The organism is Hymenobacter nivis (assembly GCF_006439025.1).
Classification (GTDB): Bacteria; Bacteroidota; Bacteroidia; order Cytophagales; family Hymenobacteraceae; genus Hymenobacter; species Hymenobacter nivis_A.
The window spans coordinates 141,595-162,965 of record NZ_RCYZ01000006.1; the positions used below are offsets into that span (position 1 = coordinate 141,595).

The window sequence follows — 21,371 nt, forward strand, 5'->3', positions numbered from 1 at the left end:
CTCGGCCGGGGCGCTTTTTTATGCGTGCTAGGCCAGGGTAGGGCCCCCGCTGGCGCGCTGGGCCAGCACCACGCGCCGCGCTTCTTCGCGGGCTTCCACCTCGTACTTGTTGTTGTAATAGCCCACCCGCGCCGATTCGACCAAGTAGCGGTAGAGGAAGGGGAGCGTGCCCTGCTCGCGGTATTGGCGCAGGTGCACTTGCTCGTGGGCTACCCACTCGGGGTCGGCCAGGAACTCGGCGCGGGTGGCCCCGCTCAAGTGCACCGTACCCCCGATGACCATGGCCACGCGGGCGTTGCCGCCCAGCACCAGCCGGGCAATGCGGGCCAGCGGCGAGCGCACCCAAGTGCGGAGCGGAGCGTCGGTCATCGGGGAATAATCAAAAAATTGGGGAGCGCCATATACGGTGCATAATTATGGCCGGTTGCACTGCACGGTATAACTATTCTACAGTAATGTATAACATTATCGGTAAAAAGCTGGATTTACCGTTTTGAAGAGGTGGCGGTACCGAAAGTTTGCCTTAGTTTTACCCAGCGGGGTAGTAGTACTATTTCCGAATTAGTCACTGTTCCGCTTCGCTTCACTTCCTGATTTTTGGCCGCCCGCGGCCTTGCCTATCGCCTAAGAAACGCTACTTGCCGGTCATTTTGCTCCCTTGCAAAACCCGGGCTTACCCCACCCATCCCGACGGATAATGAAAAACAGCCTGCTCTATTTCCTCGCCGCCGCCTCCCTGGTTCTTTCGTTTTGCTTTGAGCGCACTCCCGATGCTTCGCTCACGTCCCGCGCCCTCGATGCGCCGGCCGTGGCCGAAGCATCGCTGCTTTCGGGCCTGATGACGACCCCGGCCGCGCTGCCCGTGCCCCCGACCACCCCCGAGCAGGCCGCCGCCCGCGACTCGCTTGCCTACGGCTACTACGCCCAGACGCTGGGCCTGACGCTGGCCCACACCGAAAACAAGGGCCTGCTCCAGACCGTGACGGACTGGATCGGGACGCCCTACCGCTTCGGGGCCAACTCACGCCGCGGTACCGATTGCTCGGGCTTCGTGACGCGGGTATTCAACGAGGTGTACGGCATTGTGCTGCAGCGCAGCTCGCGCTCCATGTTCGGGGCCGTGCAACACGTGGCCAAGGCCGACATGCAAACCGGCGACCTGGTGTTCTTCCGCCACGGCAAAGGCGCCATCTACCACGTGGGCATCTACCTGAAAGACGGCAAGTTTGCCCACTCGGCCTGCACCGGCGGCGTGCGCGTCAGCTCGCTCGACGAGGCCTACTACCACCGTAACTTCTACGCCGCCGGCCGTGTGCCCGCCGCTGCTGCCGCCGACGCCGCCGTACTGGCCGAAGCCGTGGCCAGCGCCGCCGACGCCCCGGCCACGGCCCAGCAGTAGGGCCCCCAGCTTCCGAAAAAATACCAGCCCCGCACCCCGTGCGGGGCTTTTTTGGGCCCAGGCGGCCAGGCGGCCAAACCCCGCCCCCGCGCAAGCGGTATAATAACCTGGGGGGCCCCCGCTGGGGCCCCAGCTTACCTTTCCCTGACTCTTATGGATGCCCGTACCCCTCCTTCCGGTGCCGACGTGGCCGGCTCGGCCTTCTTCAAAAAATTCCTCGGCAAGGCCGAAAAGTACATCCAGCAGCCCACGCTGCTGCGCAAGCTGCTGACCGACGCCTACACCAAGGCCCAGCAGAAAAACGAGCTCGGCAGCCTCGCCCATGAAGCTTGGACAACGCTCCAGACGCTGTTTCGGCTCGTGCGCGCCTCCGTGGCCGGCGACTACTCGGGCGTGCCCTCCAGCACGCTGCTAGCGGCGGTGGCCGTGCTGATCTACTTCATCAGCCCCATCGACCTCATCCCCGATTTCATCCCCGTGCTGGGCTTGGTCGACGACGTGGCGCTGGTGGCCTGGTTCTCGCTCACCATCAAAACCGAGATTGACAAGTTCCACGAGTGGGAGTTGACCCGCCCGCACGACGTGACGGCCGCCGCCGCCGCGCCGGCTGCCGCTCACGAGGGCCTCGTGCCCGCCCCCGAATCCATTAAGCACGCCGGCACCACGCCCGAGGGCCCCCACGCCCCGCGCCCCGACGTGGCCGCCACCACCACCGACAGCAGCCGCGACGCCAGCCACGGCACTGTGAGCACCGGCGGCAACGTGCGCTAGGGCCCCAGTGGCCCGCAAAAAAGCCCCCCGAAACGCACGGTTTCGGGGGGCTTTTTTGCGGGCCACTGGGGCCCTATGCGGCGGCGTGCTCGCGCACGAAGCGCACAAAGTCGCCCACCGTATAGAGCGGGACTTCGTCGGGGATGACGATGTGGAAGTTGCGTTCCAGCTCGAGGATGATGTCCACCACGTCCACCGTGTCGAAGCGCAAGTCGCGGGCCAAGCTGGCGGTTTTGCGCACGCGCGACGCCCGGATGGCCTTGCGCTTGCTGATGATGCGGAAGACTTGCTGCTCAATGGAGGCAGCGGGGTGAGCGGCGGCGGTGGACAAGTACATGTTGGGGCAGAGCAGGCAGAAATAAAGAAGAAAAAAGGCGGTGCCGGGGCCAAGCGCTCAACGGCAAAGCAACCGGAAACGCATTCCGCCGGCATAGAGAATCGGCGGAATGCGTTTTTTTATCCGGGAAGAGCGGAAAAAAGACTGGTGCAATTTTTAGGCCAGTACGGCTGGTGTTGCGGCATTTACCTCCTCTTCATCTACCTCGGAGGCGGGCGGCGGGCTGTTCACGTCGCGCCCGGAGAACAGGGCCAGGAACTTTTCGTTGAGCAAATACAGCACCGGTACCACCAGCAGCGTGATAAAGGTGGCGAACGTGAGGCCGAAGATGATCGTCCAGGCCAGGGGGCCCCAGAACACCACCGACTCGCCGCCCAGATAAAAGTGCGGGTGGCCCGAGTTGAAGAGCTCGTAGAAGTCGATGTTCAGGCCGATGGCCAGCGGGATGAGGCCCAGCGTGGCGGCCGTGGCCGTGAGCACCACGGGGTTGAGGCGGGTGCGGCCGGCCAGCACCAAGGCGTCGTGCAGGCCCATGCCCTGGGCCCGCAGCATGTCGGTGAATTCGACCAGCAAAATGCCGTTCTTCACCACGATGCCGGCCAGGGCAATCACGCCCACGCCCGTCATCACGATGCTGATGTTCATGCCCGAGATGGCCAGGCCCAGCATCACGCCGATGATGGAGAAGATGATTTCGGTGAGGATGATCAGTGGCTTGCTCACCGAGTTGAACTGCGTAACGAGCACCAGGAAGATGAGGGCGATGGCCCCCACGGCGGCAATGCCGAGGAAGTCACTCGTTTCCTTCTGGTCTTCCTGAGCGCCGCCCATGCGCACGGTGTAGCCGGGCGGGGTGGGGAAGCTCTTGAGGGCCCGCTCCACCTTGGCCACCACGTCGGGGCCCGTAAAGCCGTTCAGTACGTTCGAGCTGATGGTGATGAGGCGGTGCGTGTCTTTGCGCTTGATGCCGCCGTAGGTGGTGCCGTAGGTAACGTCGGCCACGGCCGAGATTGGCACCTGGCGCACCGAGCCAGTGGCGTCGCGGAAGGTGAGCGGGGCGTTCACGATGGCCCCCACGTTGTCGCGGTAGGGCTTGGCGTAGCGCACCTGGATGGGGTACTCATCGTCCGGGGTTTTGAATTTGCTGGCCTCGAAGCCGTAGATGGCCGTGCGCACCTCCGAGCCAATCTGGGCCGTGCTGATGCCCTCGCGGTTGGCGCGGGTGCGGTTGATGCTCACCCCGATTTCGGGGTTGCGGTCCTGCAGGTCGGAGCGCAGGTCCTCGATACCGCCAATTTTCAGCGAGTCCACGTAACGCTCCACTTTCTTGCTCAGCGCGGCTAGTTTGGGGTAGTCGTCGCCGCTCACCTCAATGGCCACGGCCTTGCCCTGGGGCGGCCCGCTCGACTCCTGGTCCACCGATACGTCGGCCCCGGGAATGCCCTTCACAGCCTCGCGGATGTCGTCCATGTAGATGTGGGTGGCCTGGCCGTGGCGCTCGCTGAGCTCCTTAAAGGCCACGCCTACCTTGCCTAGGTGCGACTGCGAGGTGCCGGCCGCGGTGGCTTCGCTGGGGTCGCCGGCGCCAATGGCCACGTTGGTAATCACCGATTCCACGTCGGGGTTGTTGCGGCCGATGACCTTGTACACGCGCTTTTCCAGCTCGCGGGTCACCGAGTCGGTCACTTCCACGCGGGTGCCCACCGGCATTTGCAGGTAGGTGTAGATGAACTTGGGGTCGCCCTTGGGGAAGAAGTCCACCTTGGGCTTGCGGGCCCCCACAGCCACCACGCTGACGACGCCCAGCACCAACAGGCCGGCCAGGATGGCGCCTTGGCGCCACACCGTGCCGCCCACGGCCAGCTCCACCAGGCGGGCGTAGCCGTTTTGGAAGCGGGGCAGCAAGCTGCGCTGGAAGCCGGCAATCATGTACACAAACACGTACTTATCGAGGAAGCACAGCGCGATGAGGGCCACCATGAGGTTGCCGAAGAACGTGGAGTGGGCCACGTAGCCGCCCACCGCCAGCAGCGCCAGCACGCCCATGGCAATGAGGAAGTTGCGCGTCAGTTGGGGCTTCTCCACGTGGTCGAGGTGCTCCTCGCGCTCCATGAAGCTCACGGCAAACACAGGGTTCATGATGAAGGCCACGATGAGCGAGGCCCCCAGCGTGAGGATAAGGGTAACCGGCAGGTAGAACATGAACGAGCCCACAATGCCGGGCCAGAACATGAGCGGCACGAACGGCGCCACCGTGGTGAGCGTGCCGGCCAGTACCGGCACAAACACCTCGCCGGCCGCGTACTTGGCGGCCTGGGCCGTGCTCAGGTTAGGATGCTCGTGCAGCAGGCGGTGGGTGTTTTCAATCACCACGATGGCGTCGTCCACCACAATGCCCAGCGCCAGCAGGAAGGCGAAGAGCACGATCATGTTCAGCGAGAAGTCCAGCGTGGGCAGCATCACAAAGGCCAGGAACATGCTCAGCGGCACCGACAGGCCCACGAACAGGGCGTTGGTGGTGCCCATGAAGAACATCAGGATCAAGGTCACCAGCAGGAAGCCGATGATGATAGTGTTGATAAGGTCGTTCAGCGTGTTGCGGGTTTCGTTCGACGAGTCACCCGTAACCGTGATTTTCAGGCCGTTGGGCAAGCTGGCCTCCGAGTCTTTGATGACTTGGTGGATCTTATCGGAGGCGTCGAGCAGGTTTTCGCCCTGGCGCTTCACCACGTTCAGCGTCACGGTGGGCTTGCCGTCGAGGCGGGCGTAGCTCTCGCGGTCCTTGAAGCCGTCGGCCACCGTGGCAATGTCGCCGAGGCGCACCGGGGCCCCGCGCAGGTTCTTAAGCTGGATGTTGGCAATGTCCGAGGCGTTCACGTACTGGCCAGCCACGCGCACGGCGCGCTTCTGGGCCCCCACGTCGATGCTGCCGCCCGACACCGTGATGTTCTCGCGGGCAATGGCGCCCTCGATGTCGGTGAAGCTCAGCTGCGAAGCCTGCATCTTGTACAGGTCCACGTCCACGTTCACCTGCTGCTCCAGGGCCCCCACAATGTCCACGCGGGTGATTTCGGGCAGCGCCTCGATCTTGTCCTGGAAGTCGTCGGCCAGCTTTTTAAGCTGGGCGGCGGGCAGGTTGCCGCTCAGGTTGACGTACATAATCGGCTGCTCGGAGATGTTCACCTCCTTCACCAGCGGCGCCGTGGGCAGGTCGTTGGGCAGCTCGGTGCTGGCCTTGTCCACGGCGTCCTTGATGAGCTGCTTGGCGGCCTGCACGTCCACATTGGAGTTAAACTCCACGTCCACAATGCAATAGTCCTGGTTGGAAGTCGAGCTGATCTTCTTCACCCCGTTCACGCTCTTGATTTCCTTCTCGAGCTGGCGCGTCACCAGGTTCTCGATGTCCGTCGGCGACGTGCCGGGGTACACCGTGGCCACGATGATGCGCGGAATCACGATGTCCGGAAACTTCTCCTTGCCCAGCTTCACGTAGGCAAACAGGCCGGCAATCGTCAGCATCAGGGTGATGATGTAGATGCTGGTTTTGTTATTGATGGACCAACTGGTCGGCCCAAACTCCTTTTCAATATCTTGCATAACAGGTAGTTGCTAAGTTGAGGGAGTGGATTTAGCTGATTTTCAGCGATTGGCCATCGTTCAGGTTCTGGTAGCCGGCCGAGATGACCTCGTCGCCGGCCTTCAGGCCGCTGGTTACTTCCTGCTTGCCGTTGTAGGTCTGGCCGGTTTTGATGATGCGCTTCTGGGCCACGGGCTTGCCGCCGGTGCGGCTCACCACCAGCACGTAGGCGTTTTCTTCGTCGTGCTGGATGAGGTCGACGGGCAGTACCGTGGCGTTGGCCTGGCCGTAGTTTTGGATGCGCACCGTGGCCACCATGTTGGGACGCAGGCGATTGGCTTTGTCGGTTGGTAGGCGCAGCTCCACGGTGAACGTGCGGCTGGTGGCCGAAATGGTGCGGCTCACCGTGCGCACGGTGCTCATGATTTCCTCGTTGCCCACGTCGGGCAGCGTCACCAGGGCCTTGTCGCCGGCCTTGATGCTGCCGGCGTAGGCCTCGCTCACGTCGGCCAGCACCTTGCCGCCCCGGCCGCTGTTGAGCTGCACCACGGGGGCCCCGGGGGCCACAGTTTCGCCCAGCTTCGGAATTACGTTATCCACCACGCCGGCGTAGGGCGCCACCACGTTGTAGAGGGCTTTCTGCTGGTTCAGCGAGGACAGGTTGCGCTGCAGGGCCTGGTAGTTGTTCTTGGCCTGCAGGTACTGCACCTCGGTGCCAATCTGCTGCTTCCAGAGGCCGGCTTGCTTCTCGTAAATCACGCGGGCCAAGTCGAGGCGCGTGCGCAGCTCGGCAATGTTGGCGTCCAGAATGCTGGCGTCCACGGTGGCCAGTACCTGGCCCTTGCTCACCCGGTCGCCGCGCACCACGCGCACGCTGGTGAGGGTGCCGGCGGCCCGGGCCCCCACCGTGGCGTTCTGGTCAAAGTCCACGCGGCCCTGCACTTCGAGGTAGCCGGCGAAGTTCTCGGGGGCCACCTTCAGCACCGATACCGGCGTGGCGGCGTTGGCGGCGGCTTTGGCCCCGGCGCCAGTTTTGGCTTCGAGGTCGGCAATTCTGGCTTGGGTGGCGGCCTGCTCGGCTTTTAGCTTGGTGAGCTCGGCGTTGGGGTCTTTGCTGCCGCCGCACGAGGCGAGGGCAACGGCAAAGGTGGCGGAGAGCAGAAAGGTAGTGGGGCGCATATAAATAGAAGTCATGGCAGTTCGAAGGGTGCTTACTTGGCTTGCTGGTAGAGCTCGCCGGTGGCCTTGTCGCGGTCCACCTTGGCCACCAGCACGTCGTAGATGGCGGCGTAGTAGTTGGTTTGGGCCTCGCGGAGCGAGGTTTCGGCCGTGATGACTTCGATGTTCGAGCCCACGCCGGCGTTGAACTTGATGCGCGTCACGCGGGCCACGTCGGCCGCCAACGTCAGGTTGTCCTTCTGGTTGTCGAGCACATCCAGGGCGTTGATGAGCGTGGTGCGGCTTTGGGCATCTTGTAAGTCAATGCTTTGGCGTAAAGTTTCGAGGCCGCGCTCGATGGTTTGTTGCGCGATGCGCGCCTGCTGTACCTGGTAGTGGCGGCGGAAGCCGTCGAACACCGGCACGGTCAGCGCCAGGCCCACGTTGCCAAAGCCAAACCAGTTCTGGTTTATGAAACCATTCGGGGCGAGCGGAGTCGGCGCGGTGCGCGAGTCGGGGCCCCGGAAGGCAAACAAGTCCTTCACCGCGTTGGCCGAGCCGGTGAAGCCGTAGGCCGCCGTCAGGCTCAGGCGCGGGTAGGCCCCGGCGGTGCGGTTGCGCAGGTCGAGGCCGGCCAGGGCCTGCTGGGTTTGCAGCGTCGAGAACTCGATGCGGTTGTTGTAGTTAAAGGCTGCGTCGGCCTGCACCGGCTGGCCGTTGTTGTTGGCCGGGGCGGCGGCCGTAGGGGCGGCCTGGCCGAGGCCCAGCGGCTGGTCGGGCAAGGTGCGCACACCGTCCACGCCGCCGCCAGAGTTGAAGTTGGCCGCGCCCAGGCGCTGGCGCAGGGCCCCGGCGTCCACCACCGCCGCGTTCAGCGAGTCGGTCAGCACCACGGGCTGGGCCTGGGGCAGGCCCATCTGAAACTTGAGCAAGGCGATGCTCAACTCGGTGAGACGCTGGGCCTTCTGCTGCTCCACCACCAGGTTGTTGCGCTGCACGCGCAGGCGGTCCACGTCGAGCTTCTCGGCAAAGCCGGCCTTGAACGTCTGGTTGGTTTGGTAGAGCACCGTGTCGAGGCGCTGCACGTTGCGGGCCAGCAGCGCGAGGCGCGAGCGGGCCACCAGCGTGCTGTAGTAGGCTTTGCTCACCTGCTCCACCACGTCAATTTCGGCCTGTTGGGTTTGCTTTTTCGAAAGCTCCTGGTACACCTTGGCCGCCTTGAGGCCGATGAGGTACGAGCCGTCGAAGATCTGCTGCGAAAAGTTGGCCGACGTGTTGCCCGCGTATTGCAGGCCGAAGGCAATGGCTGAAGGCGGCGAGGCCACCATCTGCCCGTAGGCCGGCGTCAGCGTCACGGCCTGGCCGGCCTGGGCGGCGGCAATGTCGCTTTGCGTGAGGGTGGTGCCGCTCAGCGGGGCCCCGCCAAACGCGCCAAAGTCCACCAGGCTCTTTTGCAGCTTGAAGTTGTCGGCCAGGTTGGCCGCCACGTTCAGCTGGGGCAGGCCCTGGGCCTTGATCTCGCCCACCTTGGCGGCGGCCGTTTGCTCGGCTAGGCGCGTGCTCAGCAGGCTCGACTTGGTTTGCACAGCGTAGCGGATGGCCTGGGGCAGGCTCAGCGCCATGGGGCCGCCGGTGCCCAGCACGGGCGGGGGCCCCTGGGGCGTTTGGGCCGACAACGCCAGCGGGGCCAGGCCCAGCAGGGCGGCCCCCAGCCAGCGCCGGGGTCGTTGCAACGTCTTGTTCATCGGTGAAAAAAGGGTAGGGTTTGGCACGGAAAGGAGCAGCTTATTCGGCTTCTGTGATGTGTTGGTAGTGGTTGAAAAGCCGGTGGCCCTTAAGCGTGGCCACGCCCAGCAGGAAGTGCTCGTCGAGCACGCGGTTGACCCGGACGGGCCCGAACTGCGTGAGCGGGTACCGGTCGAGGTCGAAGGACAGCTCAATCTGGGCCAGGTTCAGGCGGGCCAGCACTTCCACGTCGAGGTTGGCGCGGAACAGGCCCTCGGCCATGCCGCGGCGCAGGTTGCGGGTGATCTGGTCGAGAATAAACGTGTTTTTGTGTTCCGAAAAAAGGCGCCACGCCGCGGGGTGGTACTTGCGCAAGTCGTGGAAAATGCTGGGGTGGATGCCGCTGAACTGTTCCTCGGCCCAGCGCGAAATCGTGAGCATTTCCTCCATGGCGTCGGTGGCGCTGCCGGCCACCCTCACGCAGTCGTGCTGCGATTTGTCGAGGTGCTGGGAGATGACGGCCAGCACGATTTCGTCTTTGTTGTCGAAGGTTTTGTAAAGCGTCTTTTTCGACATGGCCAGGTCGGCGGCGATGTCGTCCATGCTCACGCTTTTGATGCCGTTGCGGAGAAATAGGGCCCCGGCGTTCTGTAAAATTCGGTCTTTGATTTCCATAAGCGACGCGGCAAAGATACAGCGGAAACTTCCAATGGGTTCAAAGTTTCCAACAACTTTTTTTGCGGCGCTGCGTCGGCCTGGGCGGGGCCCTGTACCCGGGCTTGACGCACCCGGACGGAAAATATTTTACCCCTTTGCCAATTATCCCGCGCCGCCGGGTGTTCTGGGCTGCCCACTTCCTTACCCTTTCCGATGTTCAAAACCGACAAAACGCCCAAAACCTACACGCCCGGCGAAGCCCTGCAAAAAATTGCCGCGTTCTGCGCCTACCAGGAGCGTACCCAAAAAGAAGTGGAGCAAAAGCTGCGTTCCTACGGCCTCGACGAGGACGAGGCCGGTGAAATCATCATCCGCCTGAGCCGCGAAAAATTATTGGACGAGGAGCGCTTTGCCCAGGCCTTCGTGCGCGGCCACTACCGCAACAAGCAGTGGGGCCGCCGCCGCATCGTGCAAGAGCTCAAGCAGAAGGGCATCAGCGAGTACTGCATCAAGTCCGGAATGAAGGAAATTGACGGCGAGGAATACTACCAAAACCTGCTGGCCGTGCTCGAGAAAAAAGCGCGCCAGGAGAAGGAGAAAAACCCGCGCGTGCGCCGCCAGAAAATCAGCGTTTACCTCACCGGCAAAGGCTACGAGCAGGACCTGATCAAGATGGCCCTCGACGAGCACGCCGCCGCCGAAGCCGCCGAGGACGAGTAACTGCCGCTACGCCACGATGCGGACCCAGTACGGCGGCCGGCGGTCTGAGAAGCACACGGCCCCGTCCAGCACCACCATGTTGGGATTATGCAAATACGCAACCGCGTCGGCCACCAGGGGAATTTCTGCGCGGCAGTGCTGGCATTTGGGGCCGGCGCCCGGCGTGAAGCGTCCACCACATGGGCACACTGGCAGCGTAGCCGCTATTTGGGCCAACAGCTCAGGCGTGGCGGCCTCGTAAACGAGTTCCTTGTCGGCTTCGCGGTGGATGACATTCGAGCAATCCGAGCAGAAGAAATGGGGGAAGCACTCGCTCATGCCGCTGGAGCGCCAGCCGGGCGTTAGCCGCGCGCAGGCCGGGCAGCGCAGGTTGCCAACCCATTGCAGACTGCGGCTATACTCGACGGTTTCCATGTTGGCTAACAAACTGTTAGCCCTTGCGGCCGAACGTGGGCAGCTCCAGGCGCTGGGCCAGCACTACGCGCCGCCCGGTGAGGGTGTGGAGCATGGGCACCAGAATTTGCTGGGCATTGCGCTCGGTGGCGGCCAAGATGCCCGATTGCAGCGCCGCGGTGCGCACCTGGGCCTCGGCATACTTGTAGCCCTGGTCCACGAGGTCGGCGTCCTGGAAAAAGCCATTTTCGGTGCTGAACACCCGGCTCTGGTCGTGCCGCACCTGGAAGTTGCACAGCTCGGGCGCGGGCAGGAACACGCGCACCACCGAGTCGCCCTCCAGCACCACGTCCTGGGGCCGGATTTTGCGCAGGTCGAGGCAGCCGGTGGCTTCGCCGGCCACGATCAGGGCCACCTTGGCGTCGGGCAGGATGGTGAGGCGGTTGGCGCGCTTGTACTCCACCACGTCTTTGAAGCGGTAGCGCACCAGCTCCAGCTTGCCCATGGCCTCCACCTGGGTGAGGACGGTGTTGTGGGTCACGGTCACGCGCGGCTCCTGCACCAGCGGGTTGAGGCCATCGAGCGCGGGCCCCACTTTTTTCCAGAGAAACCAGCCGAGGGCCACTAAAAAGAGGAGGGGGACGAGGCGGCGCAGCAGACGGACGAGGTTCATAGGAGCTTGAATACGGCGGCGGGGCCGCGCCGTTGGGGCCTAGTTTTGCAAGGCATGCAATTTTCCTCGGTTGTTCAGCGGCTGGCCCGGCGCCTGGGGCCCCACCACCGGGCCCTGCTGGGCGCCCTGTGGGCGCTGGTGCAGGCTGGCTGGCTGTGGAAATTCCGCGGCCCGCACCTCGCCAACGACAGCTACAACTACCTCGATTACGCCGCCGCCATTGCCGAGCGCGGCTACTTCGGCCCCGGCCACTACCGGCGCTACGTGCTGTACCCACTGTTCGAAAGCGCGTGGCTGTGGCTGGGGGCGGGGCCGTGGGGCATTGTGGCGGGGCAAGTGGTGCTGTCGGGCCTGGCCGCCGGGGCCCTGTACGGGGCCGTGCGGCGGCTGGCCGGCGGGGCCTGGGGCCCCGCGGCGCTGGCCACTGGGCTGTTCGTGCTCTGGCCCGACGTGCAGCAGTTCAACGCCTACCTGCTCACCGAGTCGTTGTTTATCAGCCTCTCGGTGCTCGCGCTGGCGGCGCTGGTGCGGGTGCGCGGCGGGGGTTGGGGGCCCTGGGCGGCGCTGCTGTCCCTGCTGGCCCTCACGGCGCTGGCCCGGCCCAACGGCTTCGTAGTGGCGCTGGCGGCGGCCCTGGCTGGCCTGGAAGCGCTGCGCCGCCGCCCGGGCCGGCGCGCCTTTTGGGCGGTGCTGGGGGGCTTGGCGCTGGCCGCACCGCTGCTCTGGCACGTGCTCAACTACCAGCTGGCCACCTTCGGGCTGCTCGACACCTACCGGCGCGGCGAGCTGATGTACCTGGTGCCGCAGTGGGCCGTGCACCCGGCCGCGCCGTTGCACTTGCCCCCGCCCGGCCTGGGCCCGGCGCTACGGGTGGCGCACTTCGCCGCGCACAACCCCGGCTTTTTTGGGCGGCTGGTGCTGGGCAAGCTGTTCGTGTTTGCCAGCGGACTGAAGCCGCATTACTCGCTGGACCACCGCTTAATGAGCGTGCTGCTGCTGTGGCCGCTGTACGGCCTGGCGGTGCGCGGGGCCCGGCGGCGGGAAATTTGGGCCCCGGGGCGAATTTTTCTGGCGGCCGTGCCGCTGCTGCAAGCCGCCGTGGTGGCCCTCACCGTGGACGATTACGACGTGCGTTTCCTGGCGCCGGTGCTGCCGTTTGTGTTCGCCCTGGCCGCGCTGGGCGTGTGGAAAAGCTGGGGAAATGTGGATAACTCGGTGGGGAAAATGCCTGCTGCTTAGGCCCGGGGCCCTAGCGCCGCCCGCCGAATCGTGCCTGCCACCCCGCCCACGCCTGCAAGCCGCCGGTGTGCACCGCCACCACCGTGCTGCCGGGCGCAAAGTGCCCTTGCCCAATCAAATCGAGCACCCCAAACAGCAGCTTGCCCGTGTAAATGGGGTCGAGCAGCACGCTGTGCCGGTCCTCAAACTGCTGAATGAAGGCCAGCAAATCGGCCGAATACTTGGCATAGCCGCCGAAATGGTAGCCCGTAGCCAGCGCGTAGTTACTGAAAACCTGGCCGGTGGCCGCCCGCGTCAGCGCGTCGATGTCGTCCTTCAGGAAGCCGCCGTTTTTCAGCGCCGCCACGCCCACGGCCGTTTCGGGGCCCCGCAGGCCGGTGAGCAGGCCCGCCAGCGTACCGCCGGTGCCCACCGCCACGGCCAGCGCGTCGAAGGCCACGTGCTGGCGAATTTCGGCCGCTAGCTCGGCCATGCCCTTCAACGCCAGTGCGTTGGTACCGCCCTCGGGCAGCAGGTAAGCGGGCCCGAACCGGGCTTGCATTTCGGCCAGGAAGGCGGGTTCGGCGCGGCGGCGGTAGGTGGCGCGGTCGAGGTAGTGCAGGGCCATGCCGTCGGCGGCGCAGCGGGCCAGGGTGGGGTTGGGGGCCCCGGCGGCCTCGCCCCGCACCAGGCCCACGGTGGTAAAGCCGTGCAGCCGCCCGGCCGCCGCCACGGCCGCCAGGTGGTTGGAGTACGCTCCGCCAAAGGTGAGCAGCCGGCCGTGGCCCAGGCGCCGCGCTTCCCGCAAGTTGTACTTGAGCTTGCGGGCCTTGTTGCCGGGCAGGTCGGGGCTCATCAGGTCGTCGCGCCAGAGCAGCAGGCGCACGCCGCGGGCGGCGGCCACTGGCTCGGGCAGGTCCTGGAGGAAAGGGCTCATGGGAGAGAAAAGGTAAAACCTAGGGCCCTCAAAACGGCCCGGTCGGCTTGTTGCCGGCTGCCCGAGTCGTGGCTGCGCAAATTCCGGGAGCTTTAACGGGTGCTGGGACCGGTAATTGTGGCACTGCCGGGCCCGGTTCCTGGGGGCCCTAAGCGGCGCGCCAACGGTGACGAGGCGGTAGTTTTGCGCTGCGCAACCAACCGCTGGCCGTTGTTGGTGCGCTGCTTAATCAGTAAATAATCAATGCCTTAATAAGAACGGTATGCCCCAGACCCCAACAGAAGCCGACCTGTTTGCGCGCCTCAAGTCCGGCGTGCCTTTTCGCAAAGATGACCCGGCGTATGGCCAGTTCGGCGAAGTGGTGGCCCGCACCATCCGCCTTTGCGTGGCCATGAACGCCACTGCCGCGGATGCAGCGCAAGTTCGCCAAGGCCTGGGCGAGATTATCGGCGCGGAAATAGACCCTTCTACCACCATATTTCCGCCTTTCTACACCAATTTCGGTCGGTTCATCTCGCTCGGGAAGAACGTATTCATCAACCACGCCTGCTCGTTTTTGGATATTGGCGGCATCACCATTGAGGACGACGTGCAGATTGGGCCCCGGGTCAACCTGACATCTGAAAACCATCCCCTCGACCCGCTTGACCGCAAAACCCTGCTGCTTAGCCCCATTCTGATTAAGCGAAACGCTTGGATTGGGGCCGGGGCCACCATCCTGCCCGGCGTTACGGTTGGGGAAAACGCGGTGGTCGCCGCCGGGGCCGTCGTCAACCGCGACGTTCCGCCCAACGCGGTGGTAGCGGGCGTCCCGGCCAAGGTAGTCAAAGCGCTGTAGCGGGGCCGAGCCGCTTTTAGGGCCCCGACAATCGTTGCGCCTTGGCGGCCGGTTGCCGGGGCCCTAAAAGCAATAGTGGCCGCAACGGGTTGGCGGCGGGCAGCCAGCTACCCACCGCCAACCCGTTGCTAACGTGCTGCTACACCGCGTCTTCTGGCTTGCGCTTGGCCACGTAGGCTGCGGTGCCCAGCAGCACCAGCACCAGGCCAATGCTGGAAGCCAGCGACACGGTGTTGCCGGTGGCGTACTCTTTGGGCTCGAACTTGAAGTCGATTTTGTGGGCCCCGGCGGGCACGTTCATGGCGCGCAGCACGAAATCAGCGCGGAAGTACGGGGCCGGTTTCCCGTCGAGGTAGGCGTTCCAGCCGTCGGCGTAGTACACCTCTGAGAACACCACCGTGCCCGGCTGGGCGGCGTTGTAGCCGTAGCGCAGGGCGTCGGGGGCGTAGTCGGTGAGGGTGATGGTGGCCGTGGTGTCGGTGTAAGTAGCGGCCTTCACGGCGGGGAATTTCACGTTGTCAACCACCGCCGTTTGGCCGGGGTTGCTGGTGGCCAGGGCGGCCAGCTCGGCGTCGGGCGTGGCCACGGTTTTCACCTCCCGCACGAACCAGGCGTTGCCCAGGGCCCCGGGGTTGCGGATGACCGGCTGCTTCTCATTGCCCGTCACGTAGTAGCGCGTGTTCAGCATGTTGAGGGCCGGCGTGCGCCGGTAGTCGCCGCCGTTTTGGCTGAACAGCGCCTGCATTTCGGGCGAAATCTCGCGCTCGATCAGGTCCTGGTAGCGGCGCAGCTTGGCGCCGTGGTAGCCGCCGATGCTCTTGTGGAAGTACGAGGTCTGGGCTTCGTTGAACGGGTTCTGGATGTTCAACACCCGGTAGCTCTGGTCTTTGTCTTGCTTGATCAGTTGGTCGGCCGCGCTGGGCTCAAAGCTTTGGGCAATGCTGGTGGGCTGGAAGTTCTTCTCGCCGAGGTAGCGCTTGTCCACGCTCCACAAATCCACCAGCACCAGCAGCGCCACCAGCGCCGCGGCCGAGCCGGCGCCCAGCTTGCCCTTCAAATAAAAGTAGAGCGTGCCCAGCGCCAGGCCCACGAACAGCAACCCGCGCCACACGTCGTTGCGCAGCAGCTCGGCGCGGTCGGCGCGCAGGGCCCCGATGAGGGTGGCCGGGAAGCCGCCCGGGTTCTGGGCGCTCTGCATCAGGCTGGCGTCCACGGGCGCGGCAAAGTCGAAGCTGAAGCTGGCCAGCCAGGCCAGCGCCAGCACCCCGGCCGTCACGGCCCCGGCGTAGAGCAGCTGTCGCAGGCGGGCCTGGGTTTCGGGCGCGCTGGGCAAGGCCGCCGGAGCCCCCGCCGCCGCGCGGGCCGCTTTGGCCAGGGCCGGGTGCATGGGTTCGGCTGGGGCCCCCAGCGGACTAACGGGTACCGCAGCGGCGCGCGGCCGCAGGATGCGTGCCAGCGCCAGCGCCGCCAGCAGCGGCATGGCCAACTGCGCCATCACCAGGCCCATGCTCACGGCGCGGAAGCTGCGGTAGCCGGGCAAGTAATGAAATATCAGGCTGTTAATCGACTCAAAGTTCTTGCCCCAGGCCAGCACGAACGACACCAGTGTGCCGGCCAGTAGCCAGTAGCGGGTGCGCTTGTCCACCACAAACAGGCCCAGCACGAATAGGAAGCACACCACCACGCCGATGTACACGGGACCCGCCACGTAGGCCTGGTCGCCCCAGTAGGTTGGCATTTGCTCGGCGGCCTGTGGGTCGGCGCCCAGCGTGCCCAGCGCGCGGGCCGTGTTCGAGTCGGGGCCCAGGGCCATGCTGCTGCTGCCGCCGTAGAAATTGGGCACGAGCAGCGTCATGGTTTCGCCCACGCCGTAGCTGTAGGCAAAGGCGTAGTCCTGGTCTTGCTGGGCAGCGCTGGCGGCCGGGGCCTCGCCGGGCGCGGCGGGCTGGGCCTTCAATTCAGACGGGGCCCGGTTGCTGAACTTGCTGTACTCATAAGTAGTGTAGAGGCGGCCGAAGCTGACGCCCACCGCCAACAGGGCCCCCACGGCCAGCAGCGCCACCCGCTGCCCAAAAGCCGGCAAGCGCCCGGCGCGAGCGGCCGCCACCAGCTCCACAATGCCGTAAATAACGACCAATAAACCAACGTAGTAGGTGATCTGCGGGTGGTTGGCGCGCAGGTTCAGGGTGAGGCCCACGGCGAAGAGCGCGGCCCCCAGCCACTTGTCGCGCCGGAACGTGACGAGCAGCCCGCCCAGCACCAGCGGCGCGTAGGCCAGGGCAAACGACTTGGTGTTGTGGCCGGCCAGCAGAATGGCCAGGTTGTAGCTCGAAAAGCCCAGCGCCACCGCGCCCGCCACCGCCACCAGCGGCGGCAGCCCCAGCGCCACGCCCAGCACGTAGCCACACAGCAACGCCAGGAACAGGTTCGACACGGCCGAGGGCAGGCCCAGCGTCAGGGCCTTTTGCAAGTACACCGACCAGTCGCCGGGGAAGTGCACCGAAATCAGGTAGGTCGGCATGCCCGAAAACATGGAGTTCGTCCACAGCGGCTCGTGGCCGCCGTGGGTTTCGGCCCAGTTGCGCACCTCCTGGGCCCCGCCCTGAAACTGGGCAATGTCGTGTTGAGCCAATGACTTGCCGTCGAACACGATGGGCGCGAAGTAGGCGCAGGCCAGCACGATGAAGAACAGCACCGCCAGCAGGTGCGGCAGCGCCCGCTGCCACAGCGGCGCGGTGCGAAGGGAAGGAGCAGAAGAAATAGCAGCGGCCATCGGGGCGGGGTAGGGGATAGGAAACCGAGCCCGAAGGTACGGTTCGCGGGTTTAGGGCCCCGGGGGCCCCCGCCGGGGCCTGCCCACCCCGGCCGTACCTTTGCCCGCCGTTTCTCCGCCGCCCCGCCCATGTCCACGCACCTCCCGATGGCCCCCGCCACCCCGCCGCCCTTCGACGCCGACGAGCTGATTTCCATCGTTGTGCCCCTCTACAACGAGGCGCAGAGCGTGCGCACGCTGGCCAGCCAAATCGTGGAGGTGATGGAAACCCACGGCTTCCGCTACGAGCTGATTTTGGTGAACGACGGCAGCGCCGACCAAACCTGGGGCCACATCAGCGCCCTGGCCGCGGCCAACCCGCACATCATTGGCCTCGACATGGCCGGCAACTACGGCCAGACGCTGGGTCTGCGCGCGGGCTTCGAGCAGGCCCAGGGCAGCATCGTGGTGGCCATGGACGGCGACTTGCAGCACGACCCGGCCTACTTGCCCGAGTTCGTGCGCCTCATCCGCGCGGGCTACGACATGGTGGGCGGCGCCAAGAGCAAGCGCCCCGAGGGCTTCCTCAAAACGCTGATTTCCAACGGGGCCCACAACATCATCAGCCGCCTGTCGGGCGTTAAGCTCGAGTACTTCGGGGCCACCTACAAGGCCTACCGCCGCTACCTGCTCACCAACGTGGAGATGCTCGGCGACGCCCACCGTTTCCTGGGGGCCCTGGTGGCGCGCAAGGGCGTGCGCTACATCGAGTTCCCCATTGAAATCCGGGCCCGCGAGTTCGGCACCAGCAACTACGGCCTCAACAAAGTCTTCAAGGTCATCGTCGATTTGCTGATTTTGCGCTTCACCGTGGTGTACGCCCGCAAGCCGTTCCGGCTGTTTGGCGTGCTCGGCATCCTCAGCCTGCTCATCGGCGGGGCCCTCACCACGGGCTTCCTCATCGGCTCGGTGTTTTTCGGCGTCAACATTGCCGACCGCTTTCCGATGGAGTTCATTTTCAGCCTGTTCCTTATCATGGGCGGCATCTTTCTGCTGAGCTTCGGAGTGCTGGCCGAAATCGGGACCTACACCTACTTCGCCCGCCGCAACCGCCGGCCCTACGTGCTGCGGCACCTGGCGCACCACGCCGCCGGGGCCCCCGCGGCCGCTATGGGGCCCATGCCCGCAGCAATTGCCGCGGCTGCTTCGGCAATTAAATAGGGCCCCGGACTGCTGCGGCCGCAACCTATCCGGCGCGGCCGCGCTTAAAGGAGCAGCGCGCTACTCCCGCCGCCCCTCCCCTAAAATGGATACTCCCACCCTCACTGCAGAAGACACCAACCGCGTAATCGAAATGGCCTGGGAAGACCGCACGCCGTTCGAGGCCATCCTGGCGCAGTTCGGCCTGCCCGAGCAAGCCGTTATCGAGCTGATGCGCCGCGAGTTGAAGGCCTCGTCGTGGCGCCGGTGGCGCGCCCGGGTGCAGGGCCGCCCCACCAAGCACCGCGCCAAGAGCGCCGTCGACGACGCCCGCTTCAAGTCCAAGGCTCAGCGCAGCATCACGTTCAACAAAATCGCCAAGCGGTCCTGATTTTCTTCGCCTAATCACCCCAATGCGCCGGCTCATCATCAACTGCGACGACTACGGCTGGGACGCGCCCGCCACCGCCGCCATCCAGGAGCTGGCCGCGCAGGGCCGCATCAGCAGCACCACCGTGATGGCCAACCTGGCCACCGATGCCGACCTGCGCGCCCTGGGGCCCCTGCAAGCCCAAATATCCACCGGCCTGCACCTCAACCTGATAGATGGCGTGCCGCTGAGCCGCGCCTCGGCCGTGCGCACGCTCATTGGCGCCGATGGGCAGTTTTTCAAGGGCCAGCAGCTGCTGGCGCGCTTCCTCAGCGGGCGGGTGCGGGTGAGCGAGCTGGAAACCGAAGTGGTGGCCCAGTTGGCGCGCTTGGCCCGGTTCGATGTGCCCGTGTCGCACGCCGATAGCCACCAGCACCAGCACCTGTTTCCGGCGCTGGGGCCCGTGCTCACCGGCATCTTGCGGCGGCACGGCGTCCGCCGCCTGCGCCGCTGGAGCAGCCAGCCCGGCTACGCCCTGCGCGGCCAGCTGCTGAACGCCTTCGGCGTGGCCTCGCGCTATGGCCTGCGCGGGTTCCAGTCGCCCAACGCGCTGGTGGCCGATTTCTCGGCCGCGCAAGACGCCACGCTGCCGCTCTTTATCCAAGGCTTGGCCCGCGCCTTTCGCCGGGGCCCCGTGGTGGAATTCATGACCCACCCTGGCCTGACGAACCGCGAAACCTCGTACCTGAACCGCGTGGCCGAATACGAGTTCTGGCGCGACGAAACCTGGCCCGAATGGCTGGCAGCAAACGACATACAGCTGGTGCGCTACGACGACCTGTAGCGTAGACGCTGCGCGCCCGCGCCTTTCGCTTCGTCCTGCCGATAATCCCCAGGCTTAAAAAAGGCCGTCATGCTTCGCTGCGCTCTGCATGACGGCCTGATTGAATTGCCGTTTAACTAGTTTACTACTCGTCCAAGTACTGGTGCACGAACTTGATGGCGGTGGAACCGTCGCCCACGGCGGCGGCCACCCGGGCCATGGCGCCGGCGCGGCCGTCGCCGGCGGCAAACACGCCGGGCACGCAGGTTTCGAGGGCGAAGGGCTCGCGCGGGCGCTTCCAGTTGGCAGCGTAGCGCGGGTCGGCCACCAGGTCGCGGCCGGTGAGCACAAAGCCTTTGGCGTCGCAGAGCACGGTGCCGCACACCCACTCGGTGCTGGGCTTGGCCCCGATGAACACGAACAGGGCCCGGGCGGGCCGCTCCTCGGTTTGCTCGCCCACTTGCAGCACCACGGTTTCGAGGTGGCCGTCGCCGCGCACTTCCTTCACCTGGGCAAAGGGCAGGATTTCGATGTTTTCGGTGCCCGCAATCTGCTCGATCAGGTACGCCGACATGCTGCTGGCCAGCGACTTGCTTCGGATGACGATGAATACCCGGCGGGCGTAGGTGGCCAGGTACATGGCCGCCTGCCCGGCCGAGTTGCCGCCGCCCACGATGTACACGTCCTGCTGGTCGCAGGAGCGGGCCTCGGTGCGGGCGGCCCCGTAGTACACGCCCGCCCCGCTGAGCGCGTCGATGCCCGGCACCTCCAGCTTGCGGTAGCTGACGCCGGTGGTGAGCACCACGGCGCGGGTGCGCACCTCGCTGCCACTGCTGAGGGTGAGCACTTTGTAGCCGTCCTGCACGCACAGGTTGGTCACTTCCTCGGCCAGGAACTCGGCGCCCAGGCGCACGGCCTGCGTCCAGGCGCGGTGGGCCAGCTCGGTGCCGCTCAGGCCGGTGGGAAAGCCCAGGTAGTTTTCGATGCGCGAGCTGGTGCCGGCCTGCCCGCCGGGGGCCTCGCGCTCAATCAGCAGCGTTTTTAGGCCCTCCGAGGCGCCGTACACGGCCGCGCCCAGGCCCGAGGGCCCCGCTCCGATGACGACCACGTCGTACAAATCGCCCGAGGGCTGCGTGGGCAGGCCCAGGTACTGGGTGAGTTCGGCGCGGGCGGGGCGGGCCACGGCGTGGCCGTCGGCGTACACCACCACGGGCAGGTCGGGGGCCCCAAACGCGGTGCTGGCCAGCAGCTGGGCCGCGGCGGGGTTGGTTTCAAAATCGAGCCACTCGAACGGCACCATGTAGCCGGCCAGGGCGCTCTTGACGGCGTGCGAGAGCGGCGACCACTGGAACCCGATGAGCCGCAAGCCCTGGAACACGGGCTTATGCTGGGCCTGCCAGGCCGCCAGCAGGTCGTGGAGCGTGGGGTAGAGCAGCTCCTGGGGCGGGTCCCAGGGCTTCATCAGGTAGTAGTCGATGCGGGCCCCGTTGATGGCCCGGATGGCGGCCTCGGTATCGGCGTAGGCGGTGAGCAGCACGCGCTTGGCGTCGGGGAACAGGGCCCGGGACTGCTCCAGCAGTTCCACGCCCTCCATGCCGGGCATGCGCTGGTCGGCCAGCAGCAGGGCCAAGGGCTCGGCGCGGGTTTGCAGCTGGCGCAGGATGTCCAGGGCCCCGGCGCCCGAGTCGGCCCGCAGCACGCGGTAGTCGCGGCGGAACTCGGCGCGCAGGTCGCGCTCAATGGCGTTGAGCACCTGCGGGTCGTCGTCGACGGCGAGGATAACAGGTTTTTTCATGCAGAAAGGCCGCGCATTGCCGGCCGGA

At 65.6% G+C, this 21,371-nt stretch carries 18 protein-coding genes and 1 pseudogene; 8 read left to right on the forward strand and 11 right to left on the reverse strand.

Annotation, left to right across the window (positions count from 1 at the left end; genetic code table 11):
* Window positions 1-27: 27 nt before the first annotated feature.
* Complete coding sequence (locus EAH73_RS15100; RefSeq protein WP_140467994.1) at window positions 28-369, reverse strand: DUF4157 domain-containing protein; 342 nt, start codon at window positions 367-369, stop codon at window positions 28-30.
* 328 nt (window positions 370-697) lie between these two features.
* On the opposite strand from EAH73_RS15100, the gene EAH73_RS15105 reads away from it, so the two are divergent.
* On the forward strand, window positions 698-1,399 hold the full coding sequence (locus tag EAH73_RS15105) for a C40 family peptidase (protein WP_170214091.1): 702 nt from the start codon (window positions 698-700) through the stop codon (window positions 1,397-1,399).
* A 408-nt stretch (window positions 1,400-1,807) separates the two neighbouring features.
* A pseudogene (locus EAH73_RS24035) lies at window positions 1,808-1,910 on the forward strand (YkvA family protein); the annotation flags it as partial.
* Between the two features lie 333 nt (window positions 1,911-2,243).
* On the opposite strand, the gene EAH73_RS15115 reads toward EAH73_RS24035, so the two are convergent.
* From EAH73_RS15115 to EAH73_RS15135, 5 genes are all read right to left on the reverse strand, one after another.
* Window positions 2,244-2,507 carry an acyl carrier protein gene (locus EAH73_RS15115; protein ID WP_140467997.1) on the reverse strand — a complete coding sequence of 88 codons (264 nt, stop codon included), beginning with the start codon at window positions 2,505-2,507 and terminating at the stop codon, window positions 2,244-2,246.
* 156 nt (window positions 2,508-2,663) lie between these two features.
* The gene (locus EAH73_RS15120) at window positions 2,664-6,104 is read right to left on the reverse strand and encodes an efflux RND transporter permease subunit (protein WP_140467999.1); all 3,441 of its coding nucleotides are present in this window, start codon (window positions 6,102-6,104) and stop codon (window positions 2,664-2,666) included.
* A 31-nt stretch (window positions 6,105-6,135) separates the two neighbouring features.
* Window positions 6,136-7,278 carry an efflux RND transporter periplasmic adaptor subunit gene (locus EAH73_RS15125; RefSeq protein WP_240047271.1) on the reverse strand — a complete coding sequence of 381 codons (1,143 nt, stop codon included), beginning with the start codon at window positions 7,276-7,278 and terminating at the stop codon, window positions 6,136-6,138.
* 17 nt (window positions 7,279-7,295) lie between these two features.
* A complete protein-coding gene (locus EAH73_RS15130; protein ID WP_140468001.1) occupies window positions 7,296-8,987 on the reverse strand; it encodes a TolC family protein in 1,692 nt (563 codons plus the stop codon).
* A 40-nt stretch (window positions 8,988-9,027) separates the two neighbouring features.
* Window positions 9,028-9,642, reverse strand: a complete 615-nt coding sequence (locus tag EAH73_RS15135; RefSeq protein ID WP_140468003.1) for a TetR/AcrR family transcriptional regulator — start codon at window positions 9,640-9,642, stop codon at window positions 9,028-9,030.
* Between the two features lie 195 nt (window positions 9,643-9,837).
* Between EAH73_RS15135 and EAH73_RS15140 the strand changes: the two genes are divergently transcribed.
* Window positions 9,838-10,344: a regulatory protein RecX gene (locus EAH73_RS15140; RefSeq protein WP_140468005.1), complete on the forward strand. Its 507-nt coding sequence runs from the start codon at window positions 9,838-9,840 to the stop codon at window positions 10,342-10,344.
* A gap of 6 nt (window positions 10,345-10,350) precedes the next feature.
* Here EAH73_RS15140 and EAH73_RS15145 read toward each other — a convergent pair whose 3' ends face one another.
* Together EAH73_RS15145 and EAH73_RS15150 are read right to left on the reverse strand one after the other, a co-directional pair.
* Window positions 10,351-10,758 carry a hypothetical protein gene (locus EAH73_RS15145; RefSeq protein WP_140468007.1) on the reverse strand — a complete coding sequence of 136 codons (408 nt, stop codon included), beginning with the start codon at window positions 10,756-10,758 and terminating at the stop codon, window positions 10,351-10,353.
* 16 nt (window positions 10,759-10,774) lie between these two features.
* Window positions 10,775-11,410 (reverse strand): DUF4230 domain-containing protein, encoded by a 636-nt coding sequence (locus EAH73_RS15150; protein ID WP_140468009.1) that lies wholly within the window; start codon window positions 11,408-11,410, stop codon window positions 10,775-10,777.
* A gap of 54 nt (window positions 11,411-11,464) precedes the next feature.
* Between EAH73_RS15150 and EAH73_RS15155 the strand changes: the two genes are divergently transcribed.
* A complete protein-coding gene (locus EAH73_RS15155; protein ID WP_140468011.1) occupies window positions 11,465-12,649 on the forward strand; it encodes a hypothetical protein in 1,185 nt (394 codons plus the stop codon).
* Between the two features lie 10 nt (window positions 12,650-12,659).
* Here the strand turns inward: EAH73_RS15155 and EAH73_RS15160 are convergent, their stop codons facing one another.
* Window positions 12,660-13,565 carry a 1-aminocyclopropane-1-carboxylate deaminase/D-cysteine desulfhydrase gene (locus tag EAH73_RS15160; RefSeq protein WP_140468013.1) on the reverse strand — a complete coding sequence of 302 codons (906 nt, stop codon included), beginning with the start codon at window positions 13,563-13,565 and terminating at the stop codon, window positions 12,660-12,662.
* A 262-nt stretch (window positions 13,566-13,827) separates the two neighbouring features.
* Here EAH73_RS15160 and EAH73_RS15165 point away from each other — a divergent pair, with 262 nt between their 5' ends.
* Complete coding sequence (locus EAH73_RS15165; protein ID WP_140468015.1) at window positions 13,828-14,403, forward strand: DapH/DapD/GlmU-related protein; 576 nt, start codon at window positions 13,828-13,830, stop codon at window positions 14,401-14,403.
* A 139-nt stretch (window positions 14,404-14,542) separates the two neighbouring features.
* Here the strand turns inward: EAH73_RS15165 and EAH73_RS15170 are convergent, their stop codons facing one another.
* The gene (locus tag EAH73_RS15170; protein WP_140468017.1) at window positions 14,543-17,176 is read right to left on the reverse strand and encodes a hypothetical protein; all 2,634 of its coding nucleotides are present in this window, start codon (window positions 17,174-17,176) and stop codon (window positions 14,543-14,545) included.
* A gap of 129 nt (window positions 17,177-17,305) precedes the next feature.
* On the opposite strand from EAH73_RS15170, the gene EAH73_RS15175 reads away from it, so the two are divergent.
* From EAH73_RS15175 to EAH73_RS15185, 3 genes are all read left to right on the forward strand, one after another.
* Window positions 17,306-18,376 (forward strand): glycosyltransferase family 2 protein, encoded by a 1,071-nt coding sequence (locus EAH73_RS15175; RefSeq protein ID WP_240047272.1) that lies wholly within the window; start codon window positions 17,306-17,308, stop codon window positions 18,374-18,376.
* Between the two features lie 85 nt (window positions 18,377-18,461).
* Entirely contained in the window at window positions 18,462-18,746 is a 285-nt protein-coding gene (locus tag EAH73_RS15180; RefSeq protein ID WP_140468019.1) for a TIGR03643 family protein, read from the forward strand.
* A gap of 22 nt (window positions 18,747-18,768) precedes the next feature.
* The gene (locus tag EAH73_RS15185) at window positions 18,769-19,569 is read left to right on the forward strand and encodes a carbohydrate deacetylase (protein WP_140468021.1); all 801 of its coding nucleotides are present in this window, start codon (window positions 18,769-18,771) and stop codon (window positions 19,567-19,569) included.
* A gap of 124 nt (window positions 19,570-19,693) precedes the next feature.
* Here the strand turns inward: EAH73_RS15185 and EAH73_RS15190 are convergent, their stop codons facing one another.
* Entirely contained in the window at window positions 19,694-21,343 is a 1,650-nt protein-coding gene (locus EAH73_RS15190; RefSeq protein WP_140468023.1) for an FAD-dependent oxidoreductase, read from the reverse strand.
* Between the last annotated feature and the right edge of the window lie 28 nt (window positions 21,344-21,371).

Coding starts and splice junctions, on each gene's coding strand:
- EAH73_RS15100 (WP_140467994.1), bottom strand. CDS start 369: ATGACCGACGCTCCGCTCCGCACTTGGGTGCGCTCGCCGCTGGCCCGC.
- EAH73_RS15105 (WP_170214091.1), top strand. CDS start 698: ATGAAAAACAGCCTGCTCTATTTCCTCGCCGCCGCCTCCCTGGTTCTT.
- EAH73_RS15115 (WP_140467997.1), bottom strand. CDS start 2,507: ATGTACTTGTCCACCGCCGCCGCTCACCCCGCTGCCTCCATTGAGCAG.
- EAH73_RS15120 (WP_140467999.1), bottom strand. CDS start 6,104: ATGCAAGATATTGAAAAGGAGTTTGGGCCGACCAGTTGGTCCATCAAT.
- EAH73_RS15125 (WP_240047271.1), bottom strand. CDS start 7,278: ATGACTTCTATTTATATGCGCCCCACTACCTTTCTGCTCTCCGCCACC.
- EAH73_RS15130 (WP_140468001.1), bottom strand. CDS start 8,987: ATGAACAAGACGTTGCAACGACCCCGGCGCTGGCTGGGGGCCGCCCTG.
- EAH73_RS15135 (WP_140468003.1), bottom strand. CDS start 9,642: ATGGAAATCAAAGACCGAATTTTACAGAACGCCGGGGCCCTATTTCTC.
- EAH73_RS15140 (WP_140468005.1), top strand. CDS start 9,838: ATGTTCAAAACCGACAAAACGCCCAAAACCTACACGCCCGGCGAAGCC.
- EAH73_RS15145 (WP_140468007.1), bottom strand. CDS start 10,758: ATGGAAACCGTCGAGTATAGCCGCAGTCTGCAATGGGTTGGCAACCTG.
- EAH73_RS15150 (WP_140468009.1), bottom strand. CDS start 11,410: ATGAACCTCGTCCGTCTGCTGCGCCGCCTCGTCCCCCTCCTCTTTTTA.
- EAH73_RS15155 (WP_140468011.1), top strand. CDS start 11,465: ATGCAATTTTCCTCGGTTGTTCAGCGGCTGGCCCGGCGCCTGGGGCCC.
- EAH73_RS15160 (WP_140468013.1), bottom strand. CDS start 13,565: ATGAGCCCTTTCCTCCAGGACCTGCCCGAGCCAGTGGCCGCCGCCCGC.
- EAH73_RS15165 (WP_140468015.1), top strand. CDS start 13,828: ATGCCCCAGACCCCAACAGAAGCCGACCTGTTTGCGCGCCTCAAGTCC.
- EAH73_RS15170 (WP_140468017.1), bottom strand. CDS start 17,176: ATGGCCGCTGCTATTTCTTCTGCTCCTTCCCTTCGCACCGCGCCGCTG.
- EAH73_RS15175 (WP_240047272.1), top strand. CDS start 17,306: ATGTCCACGCACCTCCCGATGGCCCCCGCCACCCCGCCGCCCTTCGAC.
- EAH73_RS15180 (WP_140468019.1), top strand. CDS start 18,462: ATGGATACTCCCACCCTCACTGCAGAAGACACCAACCGCGTAATCGAA.
- EAH73_RS15185 (WP_140468021.1), top strand. CDS start 18,769: ATGCGCCGGCTCATCATCAACTGCGACGACTACGGCTGGGACGCGCCC.
- EAH73_RS15190 (WP_140468023.1), bottom strand. CDS start 21,343: ATGAAAAAACCTGTTATCCTCGCCGTCGACGACGACCCGCAGGTGCTC.